Source organism: Enterococcus sp. DIV0840 (assembly GCF_050527835.1).
Lineage (GTDB): Bacteria > Bacillota > Bacilli > Lactobacillales > Enterococcaceae > Enterococcus_L > Enterococcus_L ureasiticus.
Window position 1 is genome coordinate 3323468 of the sequence record NZ_CP172876.1, and the last position, 18041, is coordinate 3341508.

An 18041-nucleotide genomic window follows, 5' to 3' on the forward strand; every position below is an offset into this window, starting at 1 on the left:
TTTTTACTGCTCACTAAGAAATTAGTCGATTTTTTTATCTTAAGTTTATCTATTTATTTCTTCAACACTGAAGGCTTAAACCCTTTCAATCTCAACGCATTCAACAATACAGACACTGAACTAAAACTCATCGCAGCTCCTGCAATCATTGGATTCAGCAACGGCCCACCGAATAGATACAAGACACCCATCGCAACTGGAATTCCTAACGTATTATAAGCAAATGCCCAGAATAAGTTTTCTTTGATATTCTTGATTGTGGCTTTACTCAACTCTACGGCTGTCGGTACATCCATCAAATCACTGCGCATCAATACGATATCCGCTGATTCCATAGCAACGTCTGTCCCAGAACCAATCGCGATCCCGATATCTGCTTGCGATAACGCTGGTGCATCATTGATTCCATCTCCGACCATGGCAACTTTCTTGCCTTCTTTTTGAAGTTTCATTACCTCGTTTGCTTTATCTTCTGGTAAGACCTCACTTAAGACACGATCGATTCCTACTTGTTTCGCGATTGCTTGGGCTGTTCGTTTGTTATCCCCTGTGATCATCGCCACTTCGATGCCCATTTGATGTAGTTTTTTGATTGCTGGAATACTGTTTGGCTTGATTGTATCCGCAACTGCGATAATTCCAGCAATGCTGCCATCTTTTGCAATATACATCGGTGTTTTTCCTTGCTCTGCTAATTGATCTGACATAGCGCCTAAATTTCCTAAAGAAATGTTGCGGTCATCCATCAATTTTTTATTTCCTAATAATAAACGACTCTCTTCGATCGTTACTTCGATCCCATGACCTGGAATTGCCACAAAGTCTTCTGTCTCTGCCAAATTCAGATTCTTCTCCTGTGCTCCATTAACAGTGGCTTCACCAAGCGGATGCTCTGAGCCTTTTTCAGCGGACGCCGCTAAACGGAGTAACTCATCTTGTGTCAGATCATTTGCAGTAACAATATCCGTAACTTTTGGTTTTCCTTCTGTGATGGTTCCTGTTTTATCAAAAACGATCGTTTGGATTTTATGTGTCGTTTCAAGTGCATCACCACTTTTGATCAATACGCCATTTTCAGCGCCTTTTCCTGTTCCAACCATAATGGCTGTCGGTGTTGCTAAACCTAAAGCACATGGACACGCAATGACTAAAACGGAGATAGTGATCGTTAAAGCAAAGACCCAAGATTCTTGACCTAAAAAGTACCAAGCAAGACCAGCTAAAACAGCTAAAACCATTACGATCGGTACAAAGACACCGGAAATTTTATCCGCCATTTTTGCGATCGGTGCTTTTGAGCCTTGGGCATCTTCTACAAGTTTAATGATTTGAGATAGTGCCGTATCTTTACCAACTTTAGTTGCTTTAAAGCGGAAACTACCGTTTTTGTTGATACTTGCACCGATGACATTATCCCCAATTTTTTTCTCAACGGGCATACTTTCACCTGTTAGCATTGATTCGTCGATTGCAGATGATCCTTCGATCACCACACCATCGACTGGAATTTTTTCACCAGGACGAACAACAATAATATCTTCTAATTGAACGCTATCAACTGGAATTTCCATTTCTTGCCCATTACGGAAAACACGGGCATTTTTTGGCGCTAAGCCCATCAATTTTTTGATTGCTTCTGACGTTTTTCCTTTTGAAACAGCTTCGAAGTATTTACCCAATGTGATCAGAGTTAAGATTACACCTGCTGACTCATAGTAAAGTGCCATCGTAAATTGTGGATCCCCTGCAAAAATCATTATCGTCCCATATAAACTATAGGCAACGGCCGCACTCGTTCCTAGGGCAACTAAAGAATCCATATTAGGATGACCCTTGAATAACGCTTTAAACCCAACTGTAAAGAAACTTCTACCTAAATACAATACTGGAATCGTTAAAACCAATTGAACCATCGCAAATGTTTCAGCATGCATCATTGGATCTAAGAATGTGGGCAAAGGTAAACCAACCATATGACCCATTGCGATATATAATAATGGAACCGTAAATACGGCTGACAGCCAAAAACGTTGCCACATGTCTTTGATATGCTTTTGTTTTTTCTCGCGGTCTTTGTCTACCGTATCTGCTGAATCAACTTGTTCAACTGCGCCATAACCAGCATCTGAAACTGTTTTGGTAATATCAGAAACGTTTATTACCGATGGATCAAAATCAACGACCATTTTTTCTGTTGCCAAATTGACAGAGGCTTTTGATACACCTGTTAATTTGCTTGTCGCTTTTTCGATTGTTTGCGCACATGATGCACACGTCATACCTTCTATATCAAATGTTTTTTGTTGTACATTGCTTAACGCTTCATACCCTGCATCTGATACAGCTTTTTGAATATCACTTTCTGATAACTTACTTTCATCGTATTCAACATTTAGCTTTTCTGTTGCTAGATTGACAGTGGCTTTTGACACGCCGGTTAGTTTTGCGGTGGCTTTTTCTACTGTTTGCGCACATGATGCACAGGTCATACCTTCTATATCGAATGTTTTTGCTTGCATTTTTTTCCAGCTCCTTTGTTTGCTAGCTTTTATTTCTGAACGAAAAGACTACAAGCGTAATCGATTTATCCCTTCTTTATATTAGGATATGCTATTTAAATTGTCAACCTAAATAGCTCATAATAATCATAAATATGTTTATTCAACATGTTGAAACGATTAGCCTCTTTACTTTGTAAACTCATGCTAATATAAGCCTTCCTAGACTAGAGAAAAAGATGGTATAAGCGCCAGCAAAGCGGAACTAACTGTTCAGGATTGCCTATAAAAGTAAGGTCTAGTTTGCTTCACATTCTAAAACCGAATAACTGCTGCTGAGAAAAAATAGTTCCTTTAGAAATAAGTAATAGTCGCTTTTTATTTATTCTTTGACTGCTAAATACAAAAAAAATCATCAATAAACCGCATAAGGAAATTTAGGATACCTCATGCCGTTTATTGATGATTTTATTAAAGTTAGTTATCTAAGTTGTTCGTTCATTGATTATGGCACTTCTTCAAGTTGCCATAGAATTGTCGCTTTATATTTCCCTTTTTGAACAACACTCCTTGTGGGTACCTTTAATTGCAGACCAGATTTTCCAGAATCCCATCCTTTACTAACATTATATTCATCAGCATTTCTAATTTTTTGTGAGTCAATTATTTCTTTGTTTCCTTTGTTAAGTACCACAGTGTTCTCTTCATTTTTTTTGTATCGAATCGCATCTGATAAGACAATCTGCGGATTTTCGACACTAGTTAACGGCTTTGCTAAAGTCGCTGATAACGACCATTTATTTGGACTTTTACGATTATCCCAAATGACGAGAGGTACATCGTATCTCGCCTGTTCTACTTGAATAAATGGTATGCTCCCCTGTACCAATTTTGTTCCAAAATTCAGTGAATTTGGATGTGAAGAAATAAATAGTATTCCTTTAAAATGATATTCTAACGTTATTCTGTCCTCGGGTACGATAAATGCCATTTCATTTTCTGGTCTTGCAGTAACTTGATAGTTTTTATCCGTTATCTCTGTAATGACATTTTGGACTTCTGCTTCTTTTGTCAAATCAATAGTCGAGCCGACCTCTCCAAATAGAGAAACTGACTCATCTAGTTCTTCTCCTGTTTCGTCTAGAAAAACAATATCAATGTATTGCTTTTGTATCAGTGTTATCGTAATATCTTTTTCTTTTGTAACGCTACCTTTTGTAGCTTTAATTGTCGCCTTGTACTTCCCAGGCTTTGCATTAGGCTTTAACGTTGTTGCAGAAACAGTTAATGAAATATCATCGGTTGAGCCAGAAGCTATATCCCATCCAACAGCTTCTGAATTTTTTAAAATAAATTGCTCAAGTTCAACTTCTGAACTATTCGCAACCTCTCGACAATCTCTTACAAAGTCATTTGCAGCAAGATATAATCCGCTGGTCGGAGGATCGTCAACAACTTGTACAGGAACTTTAATCACCGTTGTTTGTTCCGGTTGATTTTTATCTGTCATGCGAACCAACACACTCTTTAAACCAACAGTCGATGTATCTGGTAATTCACTATCGTATTCATAGCTCGCTGTATTACCTGGAAGGATTACTTCATCCCTGACAATATCTTGCGGTTTTTTTGTAAAATTTGTCCCTTTTTTTATCAGTTGCGGGATTGCTTTTGCACCTATATTGTATACATTGATTGGAATTTTATATTCCTCAGAAGGCAAGCCTTCATGTTCGTTTATTGCTAAAACATCCGTTAGATAAGACTTAATTGAGCCTGTTTCAGTTTTTAAGTTATCAGGTAAACTTGATCTAGGAATACTGTACGTGCCTCTATACTCTCTCTTACTATCTGCGGTATATTTTTGTACACTTTGACTTTTATCTGGAAATGTATAGGTGATAGTGCCCGTATCTTCCTGAGCAGGTATGTTTTTAATAAGATAGCTTCCCTTTACATCTTCATTGTAATTCGAATAGACATTAAAATCCGTTGGAGTTGTTTCTACTTTCATGTGTTCTAACACAAAGGGGTCTTTAACAATCATTCCAACATCGTCTTCCAAACTGTTGTACATCATTCTTAATCCAATTGTCGTTATTTCACTTTTAGCTATAAAGTCCTGTTGGAGTTTTATAACTTGGTTTCCGCTTGGAAGTTGTTGACTCACGTTCACGAGTGCGCCTCCTCCTGCAAAAGCTGTCCCATTATATACTGTCATTCGAGCTTCCGGGCTAGAAATTTTTATACGATTAGTTACAAGTGTATTAAAGCTTGCTGAAACTCTATATTTCTGCCCAGCTTCTGTTTTAATTGTTTGAGAAGCCACAACAGCTACTCCTGGACCATCCCCATAATAATCTTTAAGAGCTAACATACCCAACCCAGGAAAAGTTTCAAAGGCGGAGAACCAAACATACTTGTATCCAGTAGACTCATACCACTCTCCATCCCAGTTGCTATTTCTTGAAAGACCATATAATTCCTTATGGTAATTCAAACCATATGATGCTCGAGTAGTCTTCCAATTGCTTATTTCCTCATTAGGTTTTCTAACAAATGTTGCATTTTGTATTAAGTTACGTCTGATAACTGAATCTGTTTTTTCAATACTCGTTGTAAAATCAGACGACTGATCTGATGATGACCCATTTAGACCTGAGTCAACTTCTTCTGATGTACTACTAGAATTGATTTCTTCTAGACCTGAGTCAACTTCTTCTGATGCACTACTAGAATTGATTTCTTCATTACTCTCCGTAGAGGCAATAGCTTCGGTTTGCGTTGTGGCAGTTTCACTAGAAAAACTTGCACTGCTATCTTGTTCAATTAGTTCAGAAGCATCAGACTTATCTAATTGGTAAAAACCAACCAACACTATACTAAAGCAAACGATTACTAAGTAGTTTTTAATGTTCTTAAACATACTCTTAAATCCACTCCAATCTATTTATAAATTTTCACTTCAAGTTAAAGTACACTCTCTTTTTTCGACAATACGATGAGAAAGAATATCACATTTAATAGCAAATAAACATTATAAAACAGTAGTATTTTTCGTCATACTTTACGACCCATTATATCTAGTAAGCAAGCTATTTTCTTGCCTGATTCTTAAATATAAACAAACACCATAAGGAATACATCCTATCGCAAATGTCACCCATGCATGGAATATAAAAGTGATGCCAATCAATTCAGGAATGATATTAAAGAAATAATTAGGATGTTTGATTTTTTTAAATATCCAAGTGCTGTTAATTTTGTGATTTTCTTCAAATATTAGTTTTACTGTCCAATAACGATTTAATGTTTTGATGACAAACAATAACACACTGTACGATATCATCATCATTATAATCCCAACAAAACTTAACATGTCTGATTTCACATGAGTAATAATTCCTTCAAAAAATGATGAGAAATAAATCATCGTGTGTAGAATCGCTAAATATTTAGATGTCGTTTTTCCATATTCTACAGCACCACTAGCAAGCAATTTTTTTTCGTTTTCTTTAGATATATAAAGAGCTAACAGTCTAAATAAAACAAGTAAAATAAATACAACATATAATTTTCCGCTCATTTTCTGACATCCTTTCCTATTTGTTACTCTTTAATTATATAGATTTTTGTTCACCTGATATTGTTCAGCAATAGTGATTATGCGCCTTGATAGATCAGTCATCCAGATTTGTTTGTAAATTTTTTCTCAAATAAAATAATGAAATTCCGTCTTCCGGTGTATTTTCTAATGTTCCAAATACTTGATAAGAGAATTTCTTATAATAGTTTGGCGCTTGAAAGCTATAGGTTTCTAAATGAATGACTGTACATCCCAAGGCGATCGCTTTTTCTTCTGCCAATTTCAATAATTGTTCTCCTATCCGTTTGCCTCTTAATGATTCATTGACCCATAAATAATCAATATGCATAATTCCCCAGTACCATTGCATAGAAAGACCTGCTTGAATCGCACCTTCCTCATCTTTATTCACATAGCAAACTTCACCTGTAGGTGCATTCTTCGTTTCTTTAGAAACAAATTTGTCATTGTGTTTGACAATTTTTTTTTCTAATAGTTCTTTTATTTCTTGACTCCTTTGGCTTTGAAATTTCATAGTTACCTCCTAATTATTTTTTTAGTTCATCAAATTTATAAATATACTTATAAAGCAAGTATACGTCTTCTGATTTATTCTCTTTAAATAATTCTTACTCATTGAAACTCAAGAAAATCAGCAGTATCAATTACTTTCACTTCTTATTCAGGTCTTAAAAATCAAAATTGCTTGCATGATAAAAAATTAAAGCGCATCACTTTCTGATTTCTTTATATTTTTTCAGAAATTGGACTGTGCAAACTATCCTCTTTCCTCTCGATTATCCCTTGATATACTGCAATCGTATACTCTAACATTTCACTTTTTTGATTAAGTTCTACTAACTGTTTTTTTATTGTATGCCGTTGCTCTATCAATAAATCTAAGCGTTTTTTTAAGGTATTATCCCCTTGACAAAATAATTCTATGTAATACTGCATTTTACTAACAGATAACCCTGTCGCTCTTAAACACATTATTATGTATACCAGCTCTAAATCATCCTCACTAAATTCTCTAATATTTTGGCTATTTCTTTTTATAAAAGGAAATAATCCCTTTTTATCATAAAAACGTAATGTATAAGGTGAAATCCCCATTATCTCTGAGACTTCTTTTATTGTGTATGTTTTCAATTGATTTACCTCCTTAGCCTCTCTTCATCGTTTCCAATTTCTAGATGCTTAGTTATGTAACCTATTGATGTGGATTTAACTATGTATAATTTTCTGAATTACCACTTAAAAAAGTTGGATTTTTGGAGGTAATTCAGAAAAAATGGTTAGTTCATTTTAAAATAAAAAGTATTAGAATAAGTTAAATGGTGTAAATTTAGCTAATTCAACAACTTGCTTTGTTGCTTTAAGTGATAGTACTTGGTGATCACCCTAAAGCCTTAGTGCCGCTACTTCTTTTATTTTCATCAATATAACTGATGTTAAGGTGTTTCTGCTAGTTGCCATAAAATAGTTGCCTGATATTTTCCGACCTGAACAACCTTGCCTACGGGGACTTCCAATTGTAATCCTGACTTTCCAGAGTCCCATTCTTCACTGATGTTTACATCACCAGGTTCTTTTATTTTTTTCGTTTCAATCGTTTCCGCAGTTCCTGTCCTCAAAACTACAGTCGTCGAGTTATTTTTCTTATAGCGAATAGCTTCTGGGAGATTTTTACTTTCATCCTCTTGACTCGTCAACGGTTTTTCTAACGTTGCCATCAGTGTCCAAGGTTTCGTCCCTTTACGGTTATCCCAAATTTTTAGTGGTCTGTCATATCTTGCCTTTTCTACTCTGATGAACGGCGTACTAGCTTGTAGTATTTTCACACCAAAATTCATATAGTTCGGATAGGAGCTGACAAATAATGTCCCTTCAAATCGATAGGTAACCGTTGTATCCTGATTCGGAACGACCAATGCAGTCTCGTTTTCAGGTCTTTCATAAATTTGGTAGCGTTCCTTTTGAATCTCGTTGATTGCCGCTTGAACTTCTTCTTCTTTCGTCAGATCAATTTTTGTTCCAACCGTTCTCAGCAATGACACAGGTTCATGCATCGGCTCACCTGCTTCATCTAAAAATTCTACCTTAACTGTTTGTTTATCTATTATGTTAATCGTAATATCCTTTTTAGCAGTGAGTGTTCCTTTGACCGCTTTTATGCTTGCTTTGTATGTGCCAACTTGGGCATTTGGTTTCAATGTTGTATCTGTCACGGACATTTGGATGTCTTCTGTTGATCCTGTGCCAACGTCCCACGCAATAGCTTCTGAATTCTTTAATATAAGTTCATTTACTTGATCTTCTGTAATCCCTTGTAGTTCTTGTACTGGACTCGAATAATCATTTGCTATTAAAAATAGTCCGCTGGTTGGTGGCGGGCCTTCCACAACTTGGACGGGTACTTTGATGAGTGCTGTTTCATCCGGTCTTTCTTTGTCTGTCATACGGACGAGGACGCTTTTTAGCCCCAAGGTGGATGTATCCGGCAGTTCGCCTTCGTATTCATACACAGCTGTATTTCCTGGCAAAATAATCGGATCCCTGATTATTTCTTGCGGTTTTTTAGTAAATGGTTTGCCTTTTTGAATAATTTGTGGGATGGGCTTTGCACCTACACGATAGACATTGATCGCCGCTGTATTTTCCTCCGACGTAATACCCAGAGTATCATTTTCTGCATAGATATCCGTGTAATAACTTTTTATTGTCCCAGGAGAGTCATTCAATACGTTAGGTAATGTCTTTCTAGGAACCGTGAAGTCTCCTTTGCTTTTTTTATCTTTATCCGCTTTATAAGTCACTTGTTTTGTTGTCTCATCAGGAAAAGTAAACGTAACCGTTCCAGTATTACCAACTTCCGGAATTTGACTTAACTCGTAGCTAAAGTCAGAATCTTTATCATAATCATTATAAACATTGTATTCTTTTGGATCCGTGTCTATTAAAATGTAAGGGGGGATTTCACCTAACCCATATTCTACTTTATATCTGAGTTTCTCACCTGACTCTATCGGTCTGTGTTTGACACCTACCTGATATTTTTGTCTTATATCACCCGTATTTCCACCACCCCAATGCATGACTTCAGTGCCGTCAGCATAGAATTTATTTTCAAAACCAGGTCTAGAAAAATCATCATTAAAAAAGTTAATGTCTCTGAAAATACCTCCAAATTTGGGTGGCGATAAATTGAGATTCCCTTCAAGCTCCTTGCCGACAACCCACATAGATTGGTCTCCTAAAAATTGGCCACGACTATTTTTAACTTTCAGGTAAAAACGACGATCAGGATTCTGATTCTGAGAACGTATAAGCATATAAAAACCAGAACTGTTACCGTATAAATAGGTGAAGGAGCCACCATTTATGTAATAAGGGTCATTTGCTGATAATAAACCAAATGTTTGTTTATTAGCCGACGTATTATATATGGAAAACTCTTCTATGAAAGAACCATTTTTTTGCACATAGGCATCTAGTACATATATAACCTGTTTTTTTTGGTCAATTACTATCTGACGTAACCTATTATCTTTTTTCAAAAACCTGACATTAGCAAATTCCGAATTACCTATTTTAGTGAGCTCAGTTTGTTTCTTCCCATCTATATAAGGGGTATAAGAAGTTACTCCCTCTAGATCAAATAAAACATCATTAGATTTATCTCTAGAACTATAGCCAATTTCCCCACCTTTAGGATTACCCCACTTAGGACTCCAACCACGATATAGCATCCCAATTTTTGAACCGTTCTGACCAGTCACCAAAAAAGCTGAGTTACTACCGTAAGGAATATCAGTATATCCTGAAGAGAACTCCTTTTCTAGTTTTTCCTCAATTGGGTTTACCTCATCTCTAAAAGATATTCTAACAGGTCTATTCAAGATATTAGGACTCCCACTAAGAGAAAAATCCAATGTGTACGTAACACCCATAGTTGGATTTTCACTTGGTAATATGGCGGGAACAGGTGCGTTCAAGTCCATTTCTAGTGACTTACCATTTTGTCCATTCCAAGCAACCAATCCTGATTTTTCAAGTATATACGCTTTCAACTCCTTTGTATTAGAAACTTTAGCACTATAATCGGAGTAATCAATCCTAATTATATGGTCTGGCTCTTGTGCAGTCATGCTACTGTTTGGATTCTCATATGAGTTTAGTATTATTAATGGTACTTTAATGACTAATTTATTCTCTGGTTCGTTATTATCCACCATATTGATTTTAAGAATTAACGAATTTGGACCAGTAGTATCTATGTATGGTAGCTGCCCCCCAACATATGAATACGAAGCTGTATGCCCTCCCGGCAACAGGATATCTTTTAATAATTCTTCTGGTTTTTTTGTAAAGGTCTCCCCAACGCGAATTACCTGAGGAATTGCAGTGGCACCAAATGGCTGGTCTGAGTCAACGTTAGCCGTATAAAAAGAAAATTGGCTAGCGTCATTGCCCTTAATTGATGTGTCCTTTGGCACTTCAGCAGAATTAACAGTTTCGCTAGTCTCAACTTTTGTTTTTTTCCGCTCTGTTTCTTTAGTTAAAGCATGAATAGCACTATCTTTAGTTTCTTCATCCGCTTTTATTTTTGTTGGTGCCTTGATCGCATAAAATGCTAAAACGGTAAATAGTAATGCTACAATAGCCATTATAGACTTATTACGTGTTTGTCGTATATTCTTCAAGTTGCCACCCCTTATAAAATTATTATTTTCGTATTTACAAAATTTAAATAACGCTACTTTCTCCGTTTTATTATAAAAAATGCTACTGGAGTTGTAATTAAAAATAAGATAAAAATACCACTAAACACCCACTTATACCATGAATTCGAACTTTCAGGTCTCATTTGTTTTTTCTGGACAGCCAGTGTCGATAAATCATCTTGTGTTACTTTGAAATTTTTCTCCCACTTCCAATTTTCACCAGTCGCTAGTTTGACATCCGCTTTTAATGTATATTCCCCTTTAACAAAGTTTTTATCTGCCAAAGAGATAGGGAAATCGATCATTGAATTGGGGGCCATTCTTAAATCGTTTTTTTTCATTTGAAACAATTCTTTGTTTGAATTTTTTTTAAATACTTTGATTTCTACCCCCATATTTTCCACATAAATCGGGCGGGTATTAGAATAGTTTAAAAAAAGTGTATACTGTCCATCATAGACTTTTGCATACGCTCTATTAAATTTGAGCTCTGGTTTAATCGTTTGGGTATCTGACTCACTCAATAAAAAGCCTATCAGATAAGCGAATTTATTTTGTACGACTTCTTTTTCTGTTGCTTTTTTTTCATCTTTTTCATCTATGATCTGCAGTTGTATACCACCTGCAATTAGACCTTCAACCGTATCTTCAGGCATTGCTATCTCAATTACAACTTTCTTATCACTTCTTGCTGGAACAGTGACTCTTTCAGGTGCTTTAACAATATCTGTAAACTTATGTTTTAGTGACACATCTTCTTTTAAATCGTTTGGTCCGTAATCTATAACACCATTGCCATTGGTTTTAGCACTGTTCAATTTTATGGATACATCGAGTGCTTTTTGATTTGTATTATGCAAAATTAGTTCCACTTTTTGCTTTTGTCCTTTTTGCATTAACAGATCATAGTATCCTACATTCTTATTCAGCTGATTAGCCGGCTGCACCACTTCATAGGAAAAACCGCTCATTAACTGATTATTTTCCTCTTGTGCATACGTTTTAAGAGGAAAAAAAAGGAGTAGAATAATACTTAAACAAGCTAATTTTAGTCCTTTCAATGGTATGCCTCTTTTCTTGTTTTTTTACTTATTTTTAGTGAACAGCTTAAATCAGTAACTGTCATTCCCATCCAGAAACAACTTTATCTTTTAATTTTTAATTTAGATACTTTAATTTTAGTATGTGTTATCTAAGCTCCAGTTAACTTGACCACTGAAGTTTTTACCCTCAGCGCCAGTACCAGTTGTAACGACTAATTTTGTATCAGATAATTTTGTGGCAAAACCATCTACGACAGCGTTAGCTTTTGTTTTCCCCATAAGCTCAACAGCAGTTGTATTTCCAGCTTCTAAAGAAACGGCTTTGTTTAGCTTAGTATCACTACCTTCTGGTAATTTACCTAGGTTACCTTCAATTGGGTTAGGATAGTAATCATTTGTTTCTTCATCCACATCACCAATATCGTACGATTCAATATCGCCTAGAGAAAATGTCAATTTAGCTGGTAATTCAGCTTTAGTTGAATCTTTAGATACTAATTCAGACATCGTCGCAGATAATTTCCAAGCACTTGTTGTTTTTTCAGCTTCTGATGCTCTATCATCATTGACTACAAGATATTGGTCTCCTACAACTTTATTACTGAAAGTTGCAATGTTTGCTGTCGCTTTTTGTTTACCAAAATCAAATCTAGATGGTGTCCAAATTAGCGCTAAGTTGTCTTTATACGGTCCAGGTCCAGGTTTAACAGGTCCATCAGTATCAAAACGAATTCCTACGTCTGTACTATCTTTACTTACTTCCTCAGCATTTGCTGGTTTAGCGAAAACCATCAAAGCTGATGATGCTAAAAGTGTTGTTAAAATTAGTTTTTTCAAAATTTTATCTCCTTCTCAAGCTGTCAACTAGAATGGAGACAATTACTGATTTAAACCGTTCACTAAATCAACGATCATGCAATTAATCCGATTTGTTCTTTTAATAGAATAAACAAATAGATAATCAATGATAAACTTCCTAGTGAGATTATGATGAAACTAAAATTTAAGATTAAGTAACTTTTGTTTAATTTAAGACGTCTGCTTAAGAATGCATCTCTAGACAACGTCGTAATAAAAAATAGTAGTGCTGTAACTGATATTCCAGACAATACGAATACCCAGAAATAATCTCTCACTGTTTATACCTCCTTTAGAGTCGTGTAGCATAATTTTTTCAACGAAAGAACCCCAATAAATATTACTAACATTCCTAAACCTATCAACAATAGAATAATGGACGTGACCATCTGACCTAAATGAGGCAATTGCTTGTCTCGGTCGGGACCAACAGGTTTTATCTCCGCAGGTGGTGTTACAGGGTCCACAACTTTTGATTCTTCAAAACCGATACCTGCATCTGTTTTTTCTGCTTGAACAAACAGACTATTAGAGCACAAAATAAGAAACAGTAATACTTGAATCATGATTATCTTAACTAAAAATACACTTTTTTTTCCCATATATAATTCTCCTCATTTAGCAAACTATATTTTTTTCTTTTTCTTTTTCTTTTTCTTTTTTAAGCGCATTTTTTTCCAAAGTTTTTCCCATTTTTTACGTCTAACTATTATGATAATCGCTAGCATCACAGTCAAAATAGCCATGGTAATACTCATTACCTTGATCCATGTTGGTGTAACGATTTTGAACGCACTCTGTTCGTTCATTTCTTTTGCTTCTTTATTCGTGATAGTAAAATTTTCACTTAAATGCCATTCTTTATTTGCATTTTTCGCATCTAATTTCAGTGTATAAGTACCAGATGGAAGACTATCAATTCCCCAATCCATTTCAAAATCAAAATGACTATTTGGCGCCATTGAATAATTCTGAACCGTTTTTTGTTTCACCACATCATCTGTGCCTTGTTTCACCATTGTTGCAGTGATATCCATATCTTCTAATACTTTCGGTTCTGGATTTCTCAAGCTTGCTAGTACCATTTTTTTCCCGCGTTTTATTGAAGCTTTCACTGAGGTCATTTCTAAGGTTTGTCCATCAGTGAATTCATCTCCAGATTCTGACATAAGAAAACCAGTTCTATAAGAAAATTCTGTCGCAACTCCAGAGCTTTGCTCGCCCAGATCTAATTTGAAAACTAAAGCACCCATTTTTATCCCTTTATAATGTTCTTCAGATGGATTCAAACGAACCGTCACTTTTTTTTCTTCATAATTACCTATGGTAATCTCAGGAGTATCGATTTTAATTAATGAACTAATAGGATTTTTTAGCGATTCATCTAACTTTTTTTTATCAGCTGTGTATTCAATTGTTCCATTGTCTCCAGTAAATGCATCTGCTGCACTTATTTTAATTTTGACACTTTCTTTCTTTGTACTTTTAATTCTTACTTCTAATTCTTGTTCTACTCCAGGTTCAGTTTGAACATAAAAATAACTTTGATTCGGGTCAATTTGACTTTTAGGTTGGACTAATTGTACGACATAACCTAGATTATTGTCTTCTGGTACAGCCAATGCTGTCTCACATCCAATGAGGGTAGTGATAAAACAAGCGATTGTTATAAATAATAGTCTAATTTTCTTTTCCAATAATCTATCTCCTTGTCCATATTTTGTTAATTTTGTTTACTGATTGCATATAAATAAACAAAATAGCCATTACTGTCATCCAGCTCAACTTTACTATGTATTTCGAATCCTTTTTTATAAAAATAACTTTCCCAGTATTTATTAAATTCATTTATAAAGTTCTGTACTTCTTCTTCTGTTGCAAACGGACCTTCCATTTTTATATTTTCGTTGTGTAAATACATATTTTGATCATCTTCATACAGATATTTCGTTATTGCATGTATTGTATAAACAGCTGTGCCGGAAAAAATAACCACAAGCAAAAACAATGGCCACAATAGGTTGTATAATAGTCCAATCACACAACTAACTAATAGGAGTAAATAGCCCACTATAATTAGTTGGTTTTTATTTTTCACGTCTAGATTTTTCTGTTCTTTTATAAAAAAGTACAACACGATCAATTGATGAATTGTTAACAGTACAAATGCTAGCGCAAGATACAACAATATTTCATCTAAATGATAGGTAGTTAGAAAAAGTACTTGTAGGATAATATTTGCATTTTTGTCTGTGTAAAAAGCGGCTTCTTTGTAAAAATTAGAAAACAGAAGAAAATATGCTGACCATGCAATTGTTATAAATAATAGATTCAAAAAATAGAATTTATTTTTTCTGAATTTCTCTTTGATAAAGTTCACTTGATGTACCATCCATTCCTTCATGTAGTTAGTTTTCAGATTAATTTAATCAAACTATTTGTAGCTCAATAGGTAGCCTCTTGTTCTAACGATTTGAAGCTCTAAATATGTTTGTCTGCTTAGTTTTTTTCTTAGTTGAAAAACTACATTTGCAAGTCTATATTTATAATTCATTTCATCAGCATCAGGCCAAATAATCTCTATTAATCTTTTATAGCTGACAGCATCACCTATATTGTCGTATAAAATAGTAAACAGTTTGAATTCCGTTCTTGTTAGATGTATCTCATTGTCACCAACAACACATTTCAAGTTTTGACTATCCAAACTAAAAATATTTTCTTGAGGTTTGTCTCTTTTATAAGTTAGTATTTTTGTTTGAAAATCAATTGCTTTTTTTATTTGAATCAGTAGGTATTGATTATCAATGTCAGATTTAACAACTTCAACAATTGAATTTGTCGCTAATTTAGAGTAAAGTTTTTTCATATCATCGTCATATTCTTTGGAAATAATCCAAACGAATAATGGTTTTCTATCGCGCAGTACTACCAACCAGTGACAAACTTCAATGTAGTCCTCCATTTTATTTGTAGAAATGATCAATCCATCAATTTCCTCTAATTGATTTTCATTTTTAATTGTTACTAATTCATGTTCGTAATTCTCAACAATTTCATTGACAAACGACTTCTTTTCATCATAATTGTTGATTTCGATCACACCTAATCTATTTGTCATACAATTTCCCCTCCATTAATTTTTTAGGCAAAATAGTTGAACAACTTTATAACTTAATTGTATGATATACATATGTTTAAACTATATTTTCCCACTATAAATATAGTTCCCTTGAATTTATTATGCATTATTTATTTGATATTCATTATTTTATTACTGTATATTTTTGTAAAAAAAAAAGACTATTATCTGTCTATCCCTTCAAACCGCCGAATATAGAGCTTATATTGATTCACATATAAAAAAAATATTTGCAATTTGAATTTTATAATTTTTTATTTTTTGAAAAAAGAATACAGAAAGGAGTAAATATGATACTACTCAAGAGTAAGAATCCTTTTATTACAAAAAAAGAGGTTACGAAACTTCATTTATTGAATTATTTATTGGAAAACGGATCTGTCAACTTAGATGATCTAATTGACTTATATAACACCTCTCAAAGGACTGCAAGAAATTTAGTGATAGAATTACTTGAAGACATTACTAGTGTAGATCGTTCTTTAGATATTTCTCTCATTGGAAATACACTAAAATTTGGAAACAACTTTAAATCTAAAGTTTATTTGAAAGTATACAAAACGTTGCAACTCACTTATTACGAAAATTCTATCTCTTTCCAACTATTTATCTTATTATATAAATCTAAATCTATCTCTGTATATGATCTAGTGGAAAAACTCGGTGTTAGTCAATCCTATCTTTATAAATTAATAAAAAATCTATCTATGCTATTAAAAAGTTGGGCTGTTGATGTTCAGATAGACATTCAAGCTTATAAAGTTTCGCTTATCGGTGATGAATCAGAGATTCGTTGTATTGCCTATTACATTTTTTCTTTAGTTTTTAATACGATGAGTTCTAAACTCAAACTAACTGCTGCACACCCATCCATCAGTTTTGTTAATAGTAGCAAGTATGCTCCTACAACAAATCAACTTATTACTATAGTAGAAAAAATTTTCATATTGAGACAACAACAATTAATGTATGTAGCTGAACTTCGTCAAGAAGAATCAGATTTCGTCAGTCTAATTAAGCGAATATGCCCCACTTACGCACTGTCTTCATTTGACAATAACGAATCTTCTTGTATGTTGTTATGGCTGGTTTATGTTGCTCCTGATATTATTACAACTGATGAGAAAAAAAAAATTGGTGAAGAATTATGGCAAAACGATTCTGGGACGGCCACTCTTTTTAAATCGTTTATTCAATCACTCAAAAAAGAGTTTGGCTGTTCAAAAGACACTATGTATTTATTGATGTGGGAATACTATGCACGATTTATCGTCTATCGCTATTTTAAATGCTGGAAGTATAAAAATATTATTGAAATAAAGAGAAGCAAAAATAAATTCATTGATCAGATTTCGGCAATTAGCATGGTTCAGTTAAAAGGTATTTTGCCTCCTTTATCTACTGATCAATATATTGATGAGCTTTCAGAATTAACTTATTCATATTTAAATTTGCTAATTCCGCTTAAAATACATGTCGACTTATTAGAATATTCTAGTATTCGAGTGTTTATCGAAAATATCTTAAAGCACAGTTATAGCAACGAAGTGCTCCTATTTACAGATAATCCACAAGAATCGGACTTAATCATTACCAATGTTATCTCAGCAGATGTAACAGATAAAGAGCTCTTCTTTTTCACTGATATTAATTCCAAAACTAATTGGGAAGAGCTTGGAAAGGCGATTCAACGTCATCTATTAAAAATAAACTGGCCGATTCCACATAGTTAAAAGGATTTTTCTTATGTAAAAGAATTTAGTTGAAAACTAGCTATTTATGTCTATCGTATCTATTATTGCATTCCAGAAGTTAAGAAATGGGTTTCCTTGTAAAAAGGGGCCCTCTTTTTAATGTCCAATACAAGATTAAAAATTAGATTAGAAAAATGGCTCCTAAAAAAGAGTCCGGGGCGTATCCTACCCCAGACTCTTTTGTACTTTTTTTATTCAATTCTTCTAAATTATTAAGCCTAGTTATCTAACTTGTCTTTAATGTCTTTAACAGTAGAGTCCATTTTTTCTTTCGCATCACTGGCTACTTCTTTTACTTTACCAACTGTTTGATCTAAAAAACCCTCTGCTTTTTGTTTGTTGTCTCCAGAAACATCTCCAGCTACTTCTTTCGTTTTCCCTTTAACTTGATCCATCGTTCCTTTATCTGACATGTTAATTCCTCCAATTTTAT

Annotated in this window: 15 protein-coding genes; 1 reads left to right on the top strand and 14 read right to left on the bottom strand. The window is 34.2% G+C overall.

Annotated features, from left to right (window positions below; genetic code table 11):
* Window positions 1-53: 53 nt before the first annotated feature.
* The 13 genes from IGL98_RS15915 to IGL98_RS15975 form a co-directional block, all read right to left on the bottom strand.
* Window positions 54-2519 (bottom strand): heavy metal translocating P-type ATPase, encoded by a 2466-nt coding sequence (locus tag IGL98_RS15915; RefSeq protein ID WP_206913021.1) that lies wholly within the window; start codon window positions 2517-2519, stop codon window positions 54-56.
* A gap of 484 nt (window positions 2520-3003) precedes the next feature.
* Window positions 3004-5424: a WxL domain-containing protein gene (locus IGL98_RS15920; RefSeq protein WP_206841531.1), complete on the bottom strand. Its 2421-nt coding sequence runs from the start codon at window positions 5422-5424 to the stop codon at window positions 3004-3006.
* A gap of 141 nt (window positions 5425-5565) precedes the next feature.
* The gene (locus tag IGL98_RS15925) at window positions 5566-6084 is read right to left on the bottom strand and encodes an isoprenylcysteine carboxylmethyltransferase family protein (protein ID WP_206841528.1); all 519 of its coding nucleotides are present in this window, start codon (window positions 6082-6084) and stop codon (window positions 5566-5568) included.
* A 94-nt stretch (window positions 6085-6178) separates the two neighbouring features.
* Window positions 6179-6619, bottom strand: coding sequence for a GNAT family N-acetyltransferase (locus IGL98_RS15930; protein WP_206841526.1), 441 nt, complete (start codon window positions 6617-6619; stop codon window positions 6179-6181).
* Between the two features lie 212 nt (window positions 6620-6831).
* On the bottom strand, window positions 6832-7236 hold the full coding sequence (locus IGL98_RS15935; protein ID WP_339099506.1) for a MerR family transcriptional regulator: 405 nt from the start codon (window positions 7234-7236) through the stop codon (window positions 6832-6834).
* A 302-nt stretch (window positions 7237-7538) separates the two neighbouring features.
* Window positions 7539-10790 carry a hypothetical protein gene (locus IGL98_RS15940; RefSeq protein WP_339099505.1) on the bottom strand — a complete coding sequence of 1084 codons (3252 nt, stop codon included), beginning with the start codon at window positions 10788-10790 and terminating at the stop codon, window positions 7539-7541.
* 53 nt (window positions 10791-10843) lie between these two features.
* Window positions 10844-11872 carry a DUF916 and DUF3324 domain-containing protein gene (locus IGL98_RS15945; RefSeq protein WP_206913243.1) on the bottom strand — a complete coding sequence of 343 codons (1029 nt, stop codon included), beginning with the start codon at window positions 11870-11872 and terminating at the stop codon, window positions 10844-10846.
* A gap of 117 nt (window positions 11873-11989) precedes the next feature.
* Complete coding sequence (locus IGL98_RS15950; RefSeq protein ID WP_206913255.1) at window positions 11990-12691, bottom strand: WxL domain-containing protein; 702 nt, start codon at window positions 12689-12691, stop codon at window positions 11990-11992.
* Window positions 12692-12765: 74 nt separating this feature from the next.
* The gene (locus tag IGL98_RS15955) at window positions 12766-12990 is read right to left on the bottom strand and encodes a hypothetical protein (RefSeq protein ID WP_206847289.1); all 225 of its coding nucleotides are present in this window, start codon (window positions 12988-12990) and stop codon (window positions 12766-12768) included.
* Window positions 12991-12993: 3 nt separating this feature from the next.
* Complete coding sequence (locus IGL98_RS15960; protein ID WP_206847288.1) at window positions 12994-13314, bottom strand: hypothetical protein; 321 nt, start codon at window positions 13312-13314, stop codon at window positions 12994-12996.
* Between the two features lie 24 nt (window positions 13315-13338).
* Window positions 13339-14409: a DUF916 and DUF3324 domain-containing protein gene (locus tag IGL98_RS15965; protein WP_242590308.1), complete on the bottom strand. Its 1071-nt coding sequence runs from the start codon at window positions 14407-14409 to the stop codon at window positions 13339-13341.
* 26 nt (window positions 14410-14435) lie between these two features.
* A complete protein-coding gene (locus IGL98_RS15970) occupies window positions 14436-15104 on the bottom strand; it encodes a hypothetical protein (RefSeq protein WP_206847287.1) in 669 nt (222 codons plus the stop codon).
* A 42-nt stretch (window positions 15105-15146) separates the two neighbouring features.
* Window positions 15147-15833 (bottom strand): helix-turn-helix domain-containing protein, encoded by a 687-nt coding sequence (locus tag IGL98_RS15975; protein WP_206847286.1) that lies wholly within the window; start codon window positions 15831-15833, stop codon window positions 15147-15149.
* A 311-nt stretch (window positions 15834-16144) separates the two neighbouring features.
* On the opposite strand from IGL98_RS15975, the gene IGL98_RS15980 reads away from it, so the two are divergent.
* A complete protein-coding gene (locus IGL98_RS15980) occupies window positions 16145-17587 on the top strand; it encodes a helix-turn-helix domain-containing protein (protein WP_206847153.1) in 1443 nt (480 codons plus the stop codon).
* A gap of 239 nt (window positions 17588-17826) precedes the next feature.
* On the opposite strand, the gene IGL98_RS15985 is transcribed toward IGL98_RS15980, so the two are convergent.
* Window positions 17827-18021 (bottom strand): CsbD family protein, encoded by a 195-nt coding sequence (locus IGL98_RS15985; RefSeq protein ID WP_206847156.1) that lies wholly within the window; start codon window positions 18019-18021, stop codon window positions 17827-17829.
* Window positions 18022-18041 lie beyond the last annotated feature (20 nt).